Genomic DNA, 14,179 nt, shown 5'->3' on the forward strand with positions numbered 1-14,179 from the left:
CAGCTTTGAAAAACTGTTTTAAATCAATGGCTTGGCGCGCGAAGCGCGTGTAAGCAGGGGTACATGCCCCTGGATTGGCGTCTTTGGAGCCGCAATCTGTCGCCATCTGGCGACAGGGTACAAGGCCAAAGCGGGGAAATACCGGTACAAACTGGTGTTTTTCCCCGCAAATAGCGGCACAAAATAAAACTGTTGCATTTCGCGCCATGGCAGGGCGAAATCCGCAGAGATACCCTTTATATCAGCGAGAATTTGCAACGCAGCCATGGCGCGAAAGGTGCAGTTCCATGTGCCGATATTTTCGGGTCAACATACTGACGTTCAGTCTTGTCGCCCAGCGGCGACAGTGTCGTCGTCTGCGGGGTCGTTTTTGAAGTTTTCGGGGGCCAGCGCGTGCCTTTGCAGCAGGCGGTAGAACTCGGTGCGGTTGCGCTGCGCCAGGCGCGCCGCGTCGGTCACGTTGCCGTCGGTCATCCTGAGCAGGCCCACCAGGTAGTCGCGTTCAAAGCGCTGGCGGGCCTGCGCAAGGCTGAGCACCGGGGTCGATGGCGTGCGCAGCGCGCGCTGCACCAGCGGCAGCGGTACCAGGGGCGTGGTGGACAGCGCGCACACCTGCTCGACCACGTTGTAGAGCTGGCGCACGTTGCCGGGCCAGGCGGCGAGCGCCAGCGCCTTGAGCGCCTCGGGCGCAAAGCCCGAGAGGCGCTTGTCGTACTTGCGCGCCAGCTGGTCCAGGAAATGGTTCGCGAGCAGCGCGATGTCTTCGCGCCGCTCGGCCAGCGGGGGCAGCACCAGCGTGACCACGTTCAGGCGGTAGTACAGGTCTTCGCGGAACTGGGCCGTGGCGAGCGCGGACTCCAGGTCGTGGTGCGTGGCCGAGACGATGCGCACGTTGATGGGAATCGACTTGACCGCGCCCAGGGGACGCAGCGCGCGCTCTTGCAGCACGCGCAGCAGCTTGACTTGCAGCGCGGGCGGCATGTCGCCGATCTCGTCGAGCAGCAGCGTGCCGCCTTCGGCTGCCTGGAACAGCCCCTTGCTCGGGCCTTGTGCGCCAGTGAAGGCGCCTTTGACGTGACCGAAGAGCTCGGATTCGAGCAGCGCCTCGGGGATGGCCGCGCAGTTGATGGCCACGAAGGGGCGGCGCGCACGCGGGCTGGCGCGGTGGATGGCGCGGGCCAGCATCTCCTTGCCCGAGCCGCTGTCGCCCAGCAGCAACACGCTGGCGTCGGACTGGGCCACCATGTAGGCCTCGGTGAGCAGATCGTGCATGCGGCTGGAGCGGCTCACGATCCCCGCGCGCCAGTCCTCGTTGGCTTGCGCCTGCGGGGCGCATGGAGCGCTGAGCGCCAGGGCCTGCGCGACTTTCCCGAGCAGCTCCTTGCCGTCGTAGGGCTTGGTGAGGTAGGTGAAAACGCCCCGCGCCGTCGCCTCCACCGCGTCGGGAATGTTGCCGTGCGCCGTGAGCAGGATGACCGGCAGCGCGGGGTGCCGTGCGCGCACCTCGTCGAACAGGGCCAGGCCGTCGCGTCCCGGCAGGCGCACGTCGCTGAGCACGAGCTGCGGGTGCACCAGGTCGAGTTGCGCCAGCGCGGCCTCGGCCGATTCTGCGGCCACCACCGCGTAGCCTGCGGCGCTCAGGCGCAGCGCGAGCAGCCGCAGCATGTCGGCGTCGTCATCGACGATGAGGATGCGCGCGGGGGGGGCGGCCATGGGCGTTGCGGCGCGGCGTTATTGCGCGGGCCGGGGGCGCGCGCCGCCGTTGCCGGATGCGGGCGGCGCTGCGGGGCGGGTCGTCAGGCTGCGCTCGATGGCGCGCATGGCTTCCAGCTGCTCGTTGAGCTGCTCGTTGCGGCGCTGGGAATCGCGCAGCTGCTGGGCCTGGCGGTCGAGTTGCTCTTCCAGCCGGCGCTGCAGCAGCAGGCGCGACTCGAGCAACTGCGCCAAGGGGTGCAGGGTCTGGGCGGCCGGGGCGTTGTCGCCCAGTACCCGCTGCACCAGCCCCAGCGCGCGCGCCGTGTCTGCTGGCTGGCGGGTCTGTGCGAGCGCCATGGCGAGCAGCAGCGGGGCCTGCCGGGAGGCTTCCTGCGCCGCGTCCAGGCGGGTGATCTCCTGCGTGAGGTCGGCCGGCGCCAGGCGCAGGATGCGCGCGGCCTGCGCCAGCCACTGCGCGACCGGGTCTTCCAGGGCCGGCGGTGCGACCCCGTCCCCTGGCGTTGACGACGCTGCGTCGGCGGGCGCCACGGCGGCGGCAGGCATGGTGGGCGCCGGCCGGGTGTCGGGCGCGCCGCAGCCGGCCAGCAGGAGCGCCCCGAGCAAGGCCGCCCTGCCCGGCGAGAGGAAGCGGCGCAAAGCGGCGCCGGCGTGCAGCGCGAGACGGTCAGGCATGCGGCAGCTCCATGCGAAAAAAGGAGTGATCGCCAGCGTCCACCACGCGCACCTGGCCGCCATGCGCGGCCACGTATTCCCGAACGATGGACAGGCCGATTCCGGTGCCGCGCACCGCGTCGCCGGGCTGGTGCAGCCCGCGGTAGAAGGGCTCGAACACGCGCTCACGGTCGTCCTCGGCGACGCCGGGGCCCTGGTCCGAGACGTCCAGCCGCACCCACCCCGGCGGGCAGGAGAGGGTCAGCCGCACCGTCGCGCCCTGGGGTGAAAAGCGGATCGCATTCGAGAGCAGATTGCCGACGGCCACAGCGATCTTGTCGGCGTCGATTTGCAGGGACAGCGCAGGCCCTTCGATCTGCACCCGCAGGTCTTTCGCCTGCCATTGCAGGCGCTGGGACTCGACCTGGGCTTCGAGCAGCGCGAGCAGGTCGGTGTCCTGGCGCTGCAACTGGCGCGCCTCGAAAGCGGCCGCGTTGAAACGCAGCAGGGCCTCGATCTCGCGCTGCAGCACCAGCGTGTTGTGCTGCAGGATCTGCGTCACCTCGCGCTGGCCGGTGTTCAGCGCGCCGGTCACCCCGTCCTGCAGCAGCGCCACGCCCTCGCGCAGCGCGGCCAGCGGCGTCTTGAGTTCGTGCGAGACATGGCGCAGAAAACGCGCCTTGTCGGCGTCGAGTTCCAGCAGGCGCAGGCGCAGCCATTCGAGCTGCTGTCCGACCCGGCGCACGTCGCCGGGGCCGCTGATGAGGACGGCTTGATCGAGCCGGTTCTCGCCGAGCCGGCGGATCGCGCCTTCCAGGCGCTTGAACGGGCGGGCCAGCCAGATTCCCAGCGCCAGCGCGAGCGCCAGCGCCAGAACGATCGCGCCCACCACCTGGTGCGTCACGTTGCGTTGGCTGGCCTCGATCCGGCCCTGCAATTCCTTGGCGCGCCGGGCATTCATGTCCTGCACCGATGCGACGATGGCGGCGTGCAGCGCGGCCAGCGCCACGAACTCCTCGGCCACCAGGCGCTCGTTGTCCAGCGCCCGCTCCGGGGGCGCGTCCAGCAGCGCCTCGATCGCGTCCAGATGCCTGCGCCATTGACGGGCCTGGTCCGCAGGCAGCGCCCCTGCGCGCAGCCGTTCGAGAATCGCCTGCGCCTCCACGGACATGCTCTCGAAGCTGCGGCGCAAGGGCCGGTCGTGCAGCACCAGAGACTGCCGGGCCGCGCGCTCCAGCGCCTGCCCGCGCTGGCTCAGCGCCTGCGCTGCCGCGCTCAGATCGGTGGCCTGCGCAGCGCCATCGCGGCTTTGCAGCATGAGCTGCTCCAGGGTGTGGAGCGCGCGCAGCGAACTCGCGCCGAGCAGGCCGGCCAGGAGCAGGAACGCCAACAGCAGGAGTTGCTGAAACGAGGGTCCATGCGAACCGGATGTCCGCCCGGGCGCGCTGTGCGGGCTTTCCGGGGGCATGGTCGCGTCCGTCCCGCTGCACCTCAGACGGTCCGGGCTGCGGCAGGCGCAGGCACCGCGCCCCGCAGCGTGTAGGGCCGGGCCTCGGTGATCGTCACGTCGAGCATCTGCCCCACCAGGTGGGGCGGGCCGGCAAAGTTGACCGCGCGCCGGCACTCGGTGCGGCCCATGAGTTCGGCGGCGTCGCGCCGGGATGCGCCCTCCACCAGAATGCGCTGCACCGTGCCCACGAGGCCGGCGCTGAGCGACTGGATGTTCGCGTCGATGACCCCCTGCAACTGCTGCAGGCGGCGCAGCTTCACCGCGTGCGGCGTGGCGTCGTGCAGGCTGGCGGCCGGCGTTCCGGGGCGGGGGCTGAAGAGGAAGCTGAAGCTGTTGTCGAAGCCGATCTCGTCGATGAGCCGCATCGTCTTGTCGAAGTCGTCCTGCGTCTCGCCCGGGAAGCCGACGATGAAGTCGCTGCTCAGCGCCAGGGCGGGGCGGATGGCGCGCAGCTTGCGTACCGTGCTTTTGTACTCCATGGCCGTGTAGCCGCGCTTCATCGCCATCAGGATGCGGTCGCTTCCATGCTGCACGGGCAGGTGCAGGTGGCTGGCCAGCTTGGGGATGCGGGCGTAGGCGCCGATCAGGCGGGGCGTGAACTCGTTGGGGTGGCTGGTGGTGAAGCGGATGCGTTCGATTCCCGGAATCTCGGCCACGTATTCGAGCAGCAGCGCGAAGTCGGCGAGCTCCGCCGTGTCGCCCATCCGGCCCCGGAAGGCGTTCACGTTCTGGCCCAGCAGCGTGACCTCCTTGACGCCCTGTTCGGCCAGGCCCGCCACCTCCACCAGCACATCGTCGAAGGGCCGGCTTACCTCTTCGCCGCGCGTGTAGGGCACCACGCAGTAGCTGCAGTATTTGCTGCAGCCTTCCATGACCGAGACAAAGGCGCTTGCGCCTTCGACGCGGGCGGGTGGCAGGTGGTCGAACTTTTCGATCTCGGGAAAGCTGATGTCCACCTGCGCCCGGTCCAGGCGCTCGCACTGTTCGAGCATCTCGGGCAGGCGGTGCAGGGTCTGCGGGCCGAACACCAGGTCCACATAGGGCGCGCGCTCGATGATCTGCGCGCCCTCCTGGCTCGCCACGCAGCCGCCCACGCCGATCCTGACCCCCCGGGCCTTGAGGTGCTTGACGCGCCCCAGGTCGCTGAAGACCTTTTCCTGCGCCTTTTCCCGCACGGAACAGGTGTTGAACAGAATCAGGTCGGCCTCGTCCAGGTTTCGGGTGGTTTCGTAGCCCTGCGCGGCGCGCAGCACGTCGGCCATCTTGTCCGAGTCGTACTCGTTCATCTGGCAGCCAAAGGTTTTGATGAAGACTTTTTTGACCATGGAAATTTTCCCAAATGGCGAACGGACACCGCTGCCTGTGTGGCGCGGCGACTGCGCATCCGGCAGGTGCGCCAACGCGCACGGATTGCGCGCTACTTCGACACCGCGTTCGGGTGGGTGACGATGTTGCTGATGATCGCTGCGCTGCCCTTGCGGGGCTGCGCGGCCTCGTTTTCGGTCAGGATCCAGACGGTGTGCAGCATGCCCGTGCTGACTTCGATCAGGTAATTCACCCGGAGGGGCCGGCCGATGAGGGGATGCGCCATGACCAAGGCGTTTTGCGGGCTGAACAGCCGCAGGCCCGGCGCAAGGCGGATCGGCTGGCCGTTGAGTGTGGCCTCGGAGGTGCTCACGAGAGTCAGTATGCCGCGCAGCGCCCGCTGCGGAAAGCTGCGGCCCGCGCCCGGCGCGGACTGCGCTTGCGCGGCGGCGGGCAGCAGCGTGGCAAGCAAGGCGCAGACAAACCATGCGCGCCAGCGGGGGCGTGGGGGGCGGAAGGGGTGGGGTCGTGGTGCAGCGGTTCATGGTTTACATCCAGGGGCTGAAGGCGCGATTCTAGGCGCCATCGGCAGGCATGCCCGGGCGCGGCAGGTCGCCAAATGTTGCGCCCCCTGGTGGCCCGCCTCCGGCAGATTCAGAGCGTGCCATAGCTGTGCAGCCCGCTCAAAAACATGTTTACGCCCAGAAACGCAAAGGTGGTGACCGCCAGGCCCGTGAGCGCCCACCAGGCGGATACGGTGCCGCGCAGGCCCTTCATGAGCCGCATGTGCAGCCAGGCGGCGTAGTTCAGCCAGACGATCAGCGCCCAGGTTTCCTTCGGGTCCCAACTCCAGTAGCCGCCCCAGGCCTCGGCGGCCCACAGCGCGCCGAGCACGGTGGCGACGGTGAAGAACGCAAAGCCCATGGCGATGGATTTGTACATCATGTCGTCCAGGACCTCGAACGCCGGCAGGCGCTGCGCAATGCGCGTGCGCCCGAGCAGGATTCCCGCGACGATCAAGGCCGAGACGCCAAAGTACACCGTCCAGTAGCTGCCCGCGTTCTCGCTTGCGCCCTGGCGCAGGACCACGGGTTCAAAGCACAGCGCCACGCCCAGCAGCCACAGGGGCGCCAGCCGGTACCAGCGGGTTTGCGCGGCCTGGCGCTTGACGAGGTAGGCAAACGCCACCATGGCGGACAGCGCAAAGCTGCCGTAGCCGATGAAATTCGCCGGAACGTGCAGTTTCATCCACCAGCTCTTGAGCGCGGGAACCAGCGGCTGGATTTCGTGCGCCTCGCGCACCACGGTGTACCAGAGCAGGAAGCCGACCGCCGCGCTCACCACCAGCATCACGAAGCCGCCCAAGGCGCGCGTGCCGTACTGCTGCTCGTAGTACAGGTAGAACGCAGTGGTCATCCAGCAAAACAGCACGAACACCTCGTACAGATTGCTCACCGGGATATGGCCGACGTCCGTGCCGACGAGGTAGCTCTCGTACCAGCGCACCAGCGTGCCGATGAGCGCCATGGCCAGCGCCGCCCAGGCGATGCGCGCGCCGAGCAGGCCCATGGCCCGGCCCTCGCCGCGCGCGAACATGCCGATCCAGTAGAAGGCGGTGCTCATGAAGAACAGCATGCTCATCCACAGGATCGCGGACTGGCTTGACAGAAAGTATTTCAGGGCGAACACCGTCTCGGCGCGCGCCAGGCTGCCCGCGCCGTCTTGCTGGTACAGGCCGATCGCCAGCAGCGCCGCCGCAGCGACGACGAGCATCAGCACCCGCAGCGGGCGCCAGAACCAGCCCAGCCAGAGCGCGCCGGGAATGGCCCCGAGCAGGATGCCCTGCTCGTAGGCGTCCATGTAGCCGCCGTAGCGCTGCAGCGCGTACAGGCCGCCCGCGGCCACGATGGCGGCAAACAGCCAGTCAAACCCGCTGCGCCGGGCGAAGAAACCTTGGTTCAGGGTGATCGTGGTGGTCGTGGTGGCGGTATGCATGCGCTGCTTTCGTGGGGTGGGACTCCGATCAGTTTCTGTGCGAGCCGGGCAAACTCCTGATCGCCGTCCATGGTTTTGCGGTTGCTCGACAGGGCCATGCTGGCCTGGCAACCGTCGCCCCGGGGGGTGAGCCAGACCCAGACGCGCCGCTCGCGCACGTAGAGCATGGCAAAAATGCCCAGAATCAGCAAGGCGCAGCCCAGGTAGACGACGTTTCTGCCAGGCGCGCGCGCCACCTGGAAGACGCTCGCCTGCACCTGCGTGAAATCCTTGAGTTCAAAGGCCATCGGCGCGGGGTAGATCTGCGCGTCGCTGAGCGCGATCACGGCCTGCGTCATGAAGCCCCGGGTCTGTTCGTCCTGCGGCAGCGGCGGCAGGCCGGCGCGCTCGCGCGACAACTGGGCCAACTCGAACAAAGAGCCGTTGAGAATGCGCACCAGCACCTCGCTCGTGCGCGCGCGCTCGGCCTCGGGAACATTCGCCTGCATGAAGTCGGAGATGGCCTGTAGCCCGCCGCCGGGCTTGCCGTCCACCGGGCTCTGGCCCGCAAACAGCGCCAGCGCGCGCAAGGCGGACTGGCGCAGCGGCTCGGCCAGATCGGGGCGCGTGGCGTCCACGGCCTGCGCGACGTAGCGGCGCACGGCCTGCGCGCGCGCGTCGGGGTCGGCAAGCGCGGCCTGCAGGCGCACGAAGCCATCCATTGCGCCCTGCCCGTCGGCCGGAATACGCAGGTAGCGAAAGGGCTGCGCCGGTGATTCGCGCACCCCCAGCAGGAATACCGGAACGCCGTCGCCCATGTCCACGGGCAGCATGTAGTTGTGGAATTCACGCGCCTGGCCCGCCGCATCGCGCAGCTTGTAGCCCACGCTGGGGCCCACGTTGCGCAGTTCCTTTCGGGTGGCGGTCTTGTTCGCCGCGCCCAGGCGCGCCTGCACGGCCGCGCGCAGGTCGACCGCGCGCACGTCCACGCCATTGCCGTCGGAGTCTGCCGCGCCAAAGTTCTCGACGTTGATCGCGCGCAGCGCCGTGAACTCCAGCGTCAGCAACTCGCTGCCCGCTCCGCTGCCTTGGCGCGTGAGCTGCGTGGAGCCGCCCACCACGCCCTGCACCTCGAACGCGTGGACACCCGCCGCCATGGGCACGGCGCGCAGCTGCACAAGTGAGCCGCCGTCGTCAAAACTCGACTGGTAGATCTCCACGCCCCCGTAGCTTGCAGGATGGTTCACCTCCACGCGCGCCGGCGTCTTCTGCCCCGTGGCCTTGTCGTGGATGACGATCTCGCTCGCGAATAGCTTGGGCATTCCGGTGGAGTAGTACTCGACGATGAACTTCTTGAGCTCGATGGCAAACGGCAGCTCCTGCAAGAGCACGCCGTCGGACTGGTTCAGGACGGCCGTGCCCGAACGTGCGCCCTCGGCCACGAGCAGGTTGCCGCGAAAACTGGGGTTGCGCTCGGACAAGCGATGCCCGGGCGGCACGTCGGCGATCGAGCCGCCGCCCTGGTAGGGCGTTTTGCCGCCGAGCAGCATCTGGGCGCGCACCATGAGGTCGCCGTCGAGCAACCCGCCCAGACACACCAGCACGATGGCGCTGTGCGCGGCGATATAGCCGACCTTGTTCGCGGCGCCGGCCCTGGCGGCGACCATCCAGCCCGTTGCGGGGCCCGCCGCGCTGTCGCGCTGCTGCAGGCGCACCTTCCAGCCGCCGCCCGCGAGCAGCGCGCCAATGCGGCGCGCCTGCGCCTCGGCAGACGCGGGCAGATCCGCCTGCGCCCGGTGGTGAAAGGCCGCGAGGCTTTGCGCGCGGATGTTTTCCTTGCAGGTCCGCAGGTCGACGAGAATTTTCGGCGTGTTGCGCGCGATGCATAGCGAGGTGCTCAGCACCAGGAACGCCAGGATGAGCAAGAACCACCAGGCGCCGTACACCGCGTCGAGCCCGAGCGCGGCAAAGAGCCGGGCCCAAAAAGGACCGAACTGGTTCACGTAGTTGACCGCCGGCTCGTGCTGCCGGAGCACCGTGCCGATCACCGAGGCAATGCAGATCAGCGTCAGCAGCGAGATCGCAAAGCGCATTGAGGACAGCAGCTCGACCCCGGCGCGCAGGGCCCGGGAGCCGGACTGCAGGCGCAGGCCCTGGGTATCTGTCGGACAGGGATGAATGGATGAAAGCGGCGGGGTGCGGGAGATCGGCGGCATGCGGGCCCAGGAGTGTAAGCCCATGCGCGCAGGAAGATCCATTGTCCTGCAAGGACATCCGTGTGATTGGCGCCCGGCAGTCATGCACCAGCACGCCGGCGCAGTCCTTCAAAACACCGAACGCATTGACTGCCTCGATGCCCCGCTTATTGGTAACTACTCAGCCCCCGGCCCCACGGCCCAGCCGATCAACCAAAGCAAGGTTGAACACATCTCGTTATACACAAGCCCCCTCGCATGAGCTATGCTACTCATTTCATAGCGAAAGCATACAATGAACTGGACAGTCACGGAATTCAAGAGCATGAACCTGGGGGACCCCAGGCGCAAAGAGCGTGCGATCCGCCTGATCGAGAGCTTGAGTGCCAAGCCCACAGCCAGCATTCCCCAAGCCTGCGGCGATTGGGCCGACACCATCGGGGCCTACCGCTTCTTTGGCAATGAGGCGGTTCAGTGGGAAGACATCCTGGCGCCGCACATCGAAAACTCGGTGGCCCGCATGGCGGCGCACGAGCATGTTTTGTGCATCCAGGACACCACCGAATTGAACTTCAATGGGCAAGAGGCCAAGGGGTTGGGGCCACTGAGCTACGAGGCCCAGCGCGGCATGTACCTGCACCCCACGTACGCCATCTCCACCTCGCGCGAGCCGTTGGGTGTACTCGATGCGTGGATGTGGGCACGACAGCCGCGCCACAGCGATGGTAGCCGTCCTGGCGTCAGCGAAAGCCTGCGCTGGATAGAGGGCTACGAACGACTGGCCGAGATGGCCCCGCAGTTGCCCAATACACGACTGGTCTACGTGGCCGACCGCGAGGCTGACATCATGGCCCTGATGGTGCGAGCACGTGACTTGGGCAATCCAGTGGACTGGTTGCTGCGCAGCAAACACAACCGGGTTCTCGAAGAAGAAGACGACAAACAGTGGAACCGGGTGACGGCGGGCGAGTCGCAGGGAGAGATTCGTTTCACACTTGCCTCGCGCCAGGGGTCGCGCCCTCGTGAAGTGGTACAGCAAGTGTGGGCGCAAGCGCTGAAGTTGCCCGATGGCCACGGCGGATTCGTGCAGGCCACATGCATCGTTGCCCGGGAGGAGGCGCTGGCGAATGGCGAAAAGCCCATCGAATGGAGATTGCTGACGAACTTGCCCGTGGAGACCCTGGAGCAGGCCGCCCGGATGATCGACTGGTACCGGGCGCGCTGGGAGATCGAAATGTTCTTTCATGTGCTCAAGAACGGTTGCCGGATCGAAGCCTTGCAGTTGGGCAGTGTCAGCAAGATAGAACGCGCGGTGGTGCTGTACATGGTGGTGGCGTGGCGCATTGCCCGGCTGATGCGGCTGGGGCGTAGCTGCCCGCAACTGGATGCGCAGCTGATGTTCGAGCCCGACGAATGGAAAGCGGCGTACATCCTGAACAAGCAAGAGTTGCCCAAGGAACCGCCCACGCTCAACGAGGTGGTGCGGCTGATTGCCAGGCTGGGGGGCTTTCTTGCGCGAAAGCGCGATGGTGAGCCCGGAGTCAAGACCATCTGGTTGGGAATGCAACGCATTCTTGACTTTGCCGCTGGCATCAGGTTCTGTCGCGAGCTTCAGGTTCAGGAGACTTGTGTATAACGAAATGGGTTGAACCGGAGCGCCCAGAAAGGCTTGGATGAGCGCGTCAAACAGCTTGGCTCCTTGCTTGTTCAGCGTCGCCAAGTAAGAGCGGATGATGCAGTAGATATCCGCCCCGTCGCTTGTCCGAAAGCACCCGGAAATCTTCTGCTTGACCTTGGGCATGCGCACAGCCTGCTCGGCCACGTTGTTCGTGAAAGGCACGTTCGGGTCCGTCATGAAACGCCAAACGTCATCGCTGTAATCGCGTAGCCGGCCGATCAGGTTGGCGGCCTTGCTCTGCTTGATGCGACCGCGTTGGCCATTGGCCTGCACGCGTGGATTGAGCAGATCGCCTTCGGCCAACGTTGCCTCGAACAGACCGCGCAGAACCTGCACTCGCAGCTGATGCTCAGGCGCCGCGTAGTCGATCTGACCCTGTGCACGCAGTTGATGGATCAGGCTGTTGGCGGACAGCAGCACCTTAATCGATCGACCCGCCCAGTCCTGCTTGAGTTGCTCATGCACGTACGTCAGTTCGCGTACATGGTGCGCGTTGCACAGGCTGTGCCTACTGCCCAGCCTGCGATAGGACGCCCAGCCATCGTGCACCAGCGTGCCTTTGAACAGGGGCAGGAAGCCATGCTCGACGAACGCTGTCATGCCACGTTTCTCATGTCGCCCCAGCCAAGTCAGCTTCTCGGTGACCAGCGCGTGCAGCCAGTGCAGCGATTTGTTCACGCGCAGGCCCGTCTCGTCGGCGTGCACGATGGGCTGGTTCACCAACTCCTGCGCGATGGCCGTGACTGTGGGTGCCAGCACCTGGGCAGCCTCAGCGTTGGCACTCAGAATCGTTGCCTCGGACATGGGCATGTCAAAGAGGTCGCCCATCACTTCACCCGTGCGCTTGAGTGGCAGCATCTGGTACTGGTTCAGGTGCACGGCTGCGGCCTTCGCGCGCGGGCCGTATTGCACCGCGGCGGTGACGTCCGCAGGGAATGCGCCACGGTGGGTCTTGCCGCAGTTGCAGATCGCTTGCAGCACGCGGTGCTCGGTGACTTGGTGGCGCAAATCAGGCAGATCGTGAACCTGCCGGGCCTCAACCACGCTGGCCTGACCCAAGGAACCGTGGCAGACATCGCAATGCTCGGGCGGTGCATGGGTGACGACCACATTGGGCTCGGCCACTTGGCACAGGGTATGACCCTTGTGCCCCTTCTGTCCGCCGACCGGCCGTTGCCCGGCCTTGCGCAATGACTTGGGTTGGGGTTTGTTGAGCCCATCGCTCGAGGGTGGCTTGCTGGAGTTGCGGCTGTTCAGATTGAGCCGCGCTTGCAGTTCGTTGACTTCGATTCGCAGGGCATCCACTTGCACTGCGCGATACGCATGTCCAAGAGAATCTGGAGATCCCAAGGGTAATCACCTAGACTAAGGTGCGGAAGTTTGGATTTATAGTTCCTGCGAATCTATTATCTTGCCGCACAGGAACGGGGGTATGGATATGGGACATTTAGCACAGCAGGCTTCCCGCATTTCCCTGGGTCGATCCGGGTATGGACAGCGCATCGCGGAGAAACGCAAGGGCTCCTCGTCGTTTCGTGTGGAAACCAACATGCACAATAGCCGCTGGTAGTGGATGCTGATGGGCAGGTCGCCTTGGGCTTGTCGGCAGGTCCGTCGGGTTGGTGTTGAGCATGGGAGTGTCTGATGAGTGTTGAAATGGAAGCGCTGTTCACCAATGCGCTGGGGTTGCAAGCGCCGTGGGTTGTCGAGAACGTCAAGCTCAACACCACCGACCGCCGGATCGATTTCGAGGTTGGCTGCCAAGGCGCCGCCCTGGCGTGCCCGACCTGCGGGGCTGCCGCACAGCCCATTCATGACCGGCTGCACCGCTCTTGGCGTCATCTGGACTTCTTCCAGTTCGAGACCTGGCTGCATTGCGAGGTGCCGCGCATTGCGTGCAGTGACTGTGGCAAGACCACGCAGATGCTGGTGCCCTGGGCCCGTCCAGGCTCGAGCTTCACGGTGGCCTTTGAAGCATTCGCCTTGGCCCTGTGTCGTGACTTGCCGGTGAGCCAGGCGGCAGCATTGCTGCGCTGTTCTGACAAGCAACTGTGGCGGCGCATCGAGTTTTATGTCGAGCAGGCCCGCAGCAAGGAGAGTTTTACGGATGTGCGCATCGTGGGCATAGACGAAACCAGTGTGCGCCGGGGGCAGAACTACATCACCGTTGTGCATGACCTCGATGCCAAACGACTGCTGTTTGCCACCGAGGGACGCGAGCACAAGACGGTGCTCGATTTTGTTGACGATCTGAAGGCCCATGGTGGCGACAGCGCACAGGTCGAACATGTGTGCATGGACATGAGCGCGGCCTACGCCAAGGGAGTGGGGTTGGCGTTGCCGCAGGCGCAGATCAGCTACGACCGGTTCCATGTGGTGGCGATGGCCATGGACGCAATGGATCAGGTGCGGCGCACGGAGATGGCGCAGGATGCCCCGGCGGTGCGAGCGGCCTTGGAGTCGGCAGTCGATAACGACGAACGCAAGACACTCAAGCAACTGATGTGGGGGATGCGGCGCAACCCCGAAAGTTGGAGCGCCAAGCAAACCGACGCAATGCATTGGTTGCAGCGCTCGCTGCTCAAGAGCGCGCGGGCATGGAGGTTGAAGATGGCGTTGCGCGCGGTGTATGCGAGGGCCAAGGTGCACAACAGCGCACAGCAGGCTGGAGCCGAGTTGCAGTTGTGTTCCACACGAAACGACGAAGAGCCTTTGCGCGCGACCTGTCGGTGCCTTTCACGAACAACTTGGCCGAGCGGGCGATCCGGATGCCCAAGGTCAAGCAAAAAATCTCGGGTAGCTTTCGCACCTTTGCCGGAGCGCAAAGCTTCTGCACGATCCGCTCCTATCTGGACACTGCTCGCAAGCATGGGATTGGCATGCTTGAGGCACTATGGGCTGCGTTCAATGGTGCTCCGATGGAGTTTGTCGCATTTCGTTATACACAAGCCCGCTTTCAACCGATGCCGCTGGCGATGAAGTGTCGTAAGTGCTTGATTTGTATAGGATCGACATGAACCGCTCACACGGCGGTCAACAGCTGTAAGTTGTTGATTTGTATAGGTTTTCATGGCTTATGTATAACGGAATGAGTTTGTCGGTAGCGGCTGAACAGTCACTTATTTTTCATCAAGCAATCGAAGAAAGGGG

The 14,179-nt window shown here is 65.7% G+C and carries 10 protein-coding genes and 2 pseudogenes; 3 read left to right on the forward strand and 9 right to left on the reverse strand.

What is annotated here, in order from left to right:
* Positions 1-18: 18 nt before the first annotated feature.
* From D5041_RS13005 to resB, 8 genes are all read right to left on the reverse strand, one after another.
* Positions 19-267 (reverse strand): hypothetical protein, encoded by a 249-nt coding sequence (locus D5041_RS13005; protein WP_265281187.1) that lies wholly within the window; start codon positions 265-267, stop codon positions 19-21.
* Positions 268-321: 54 nt separating this feature from the next.
* A complete protein-coding gene (locus D5041_RS13010; RefSeq protein ID WP_265281186.1) occupies positions 322-1,713 on the reverse strand; it encodes a sigma 54-interacting transcriptional regulator in 1,392 nt (463 codons plus the stop codon).
* Between the two features lie 18 nt (positions 1,714-1,731).
* A complete protein-coding gene (locus D5041_RS13015) occupies positions 1,732-2,388 on the reverse strand; it encodes a hypothetical protein (RefSeq protein WP_265281185.1) in 657 nt (218 codons plus the stop codon).
* Positions 2,381-3,835, reverse strand: coding sequence for a sensor histidine kinase (locus D5041_RS13020; RefSeq protein WP_029554415.1), 1,455 nt, complete (start codon positions 3,833-3,835; stop codon positions 2,381-2,383). Before D5041_RS13020 ends, D5041_RS13015 begins: the two co-directional genes overlap by 8 nt.
* 23 nt (positions 3,836-3,858) lie before the next feature.
* Complete coding sequence (miaB, locus tag D5041_RS13025; RefSeq protein WP_265257107.1) at positions 3,859-5,202, reverse strand: tRNA (N6-isopentenyl adenosine(37)-C2)-methylthiotransferase MiaB; 1,344 nt, start codon at positions 5,200-5,202, stop codon at positions 3,859-3,861.
* A gap of 92 nt (positions 5,203-5,294) precedes the next feature.
* A complete protein-coding gene (locus D5041_RS13030; RefSeq protein ID WP_265284893.1) occupies positions 5,295-5,654 on the reverse strand; it encodes a hypothetical protein in 360 nt (119 codons plus the stop codon).
* 182 nt (positions 5,655-5,836) lie between these two features.
* Positions 5,837-7,177, reverse strand: coding sequence for a c-type cytochrome biogenesis protein CcsB (gene ccsB, locus D5041_RS13035; protein ID WP_265284894.1), 1,341 nt, complete (start codon positions 7,175-7,177; stop codon positions 5,837-5,839).
* Complete coding sequence (gene resB, locus D5041_RS13040; protein ID WP_265284895.1) at positions 7,141-9,372, reverse strand: cytochrome c biogenesis protein ResB; 2,232 nt, start codon at positions 9,370-9,372, stop codon at positions 7,141-7,143. Before resB ends, ccsB begins: the two co-directional genes overlap by 37 nt.
* Before the next feature lie 274 nt (positions 9,373-9,646).
* On the opposite strand from resB, the gene D5041_RS13045 reads away from it, so the two are divergent.
* Entirely contained in the window at positions 9,647-10,987 is a 1,341-nt protein-coding gene (locus tag D5041_RS13045) for an IS4 family transposase (RefSeq protein ID WP_265284896.1), read from the forward strand.
* A gap of 87 nt (positions 10,988-11,074) precedes the next feature.
* Here D5041_RS13045 and tnpC read toward each other — a convergent pair.
* A pseudogene (tnpC, locus tag D5041_RS22150) lies at positions 11,075-12,340 on the reverse strand (IS66 family transposase); the annotation flags it as partial.
* A 333-nt stretch (positions 12,341-12,673) separates the two neighbouring features.
* Between tnpC and D5041_RS13055 the strand changes: the two are divergent.
* Both D5041_RS13055 and D5041_RS13060 read left to right on the forward strand, forming a co-directional pair.
* Positions 12,674-13,747 (forward strand): annotated as a pseudogene (locus tag D5041_RS13055) (ISL3 family transposase); the annotation flags it as partial.
* An 11-nt stretch (positions 13,748-13,758) separates the two neighbouring features.
* On the forward strand, positions 13,759-14,046 hold the full coding sequence (locus D5041_RS13060) for an IS66 family transposase (RefSeq protein WP_407702281.1): 288 nt from the start codon (positions 13,759-13,761) through the stop codon (positions 14,044-14,046).
* The last annotated feature ends 133 nt before the right edge of the window (positions 14,047-14,179 follow it).

This window comes from Verminephrobacter aporrectodeae subsp. tuberculatae (assembly GCF_026127385.1).
Taxonomy (GTDB): Bacteria; Pseudomonadota; Gammaproteobacteria; order Burkholderiales; family Burkholderiaceae_C; genus Acidovorax; species Acidovorax aporrectodeae.

Excerpts from the sequence above, each read along its gene's own strand:
- D5041_RS13020 (WP_029554415.1), bottom strand. The coding sequence starts at position 3,835 with ATGCCCCCGGAAAGCCCGCACAGCGCGCCCGGGCGGACATCCGGTTCG.
- miaB (WP_265257107.1), bottom strand. The coding sequence starts at position 5,202 with ATGGTCAAAAAAGTCTTCATCAAAACCTTTGGCTGCCAGATGAACGAG.
- D5041_RS13005 (WP_265281187.1), bottom strand. The coding sequence starts at position 267 with ATGGCTGCGTTGCAAATTCTCGCTGATATAAAGGGTATCTCTGCGGAT.
- resB (WP_265284895.1), bottom strand. The coding sequence starts at position 9,372 with ATGCCGCCGATCTCCCGCACCCCGCCGCTTTCATCCATTCATCCCTGT.
- ccsB (WP_265284894.1), bottom strand. The coding sequence starts at position 7,177 with ATGCATACCGCCACCACGACCACCACGATCACCCTGAACCAAGGTTTC.
- D5041_RS13010 (WP_265281186.1), bottom strand. The coding sequence starts at position 1,713 with ATGGCCGCCCCCCCCGCGCGCATCCTCATCGTCGATGACGACGCCGAC.
- D5041_RS13015 (WP_265281185.1), bottom strand. The coding sequence starts at position 2,388 with ATGCCTGACCGTCTCGCGCTGCACGCCGGCGCCGCTTTGCGCCGCTTC.
- D5041_RS13045 (WP_265284896.1), top strand. The coding sequence starts at position 9,647 with ATGAACTGGACAGTCACGGAATTCAAGAGCATGAACCTGGGGGACCCC.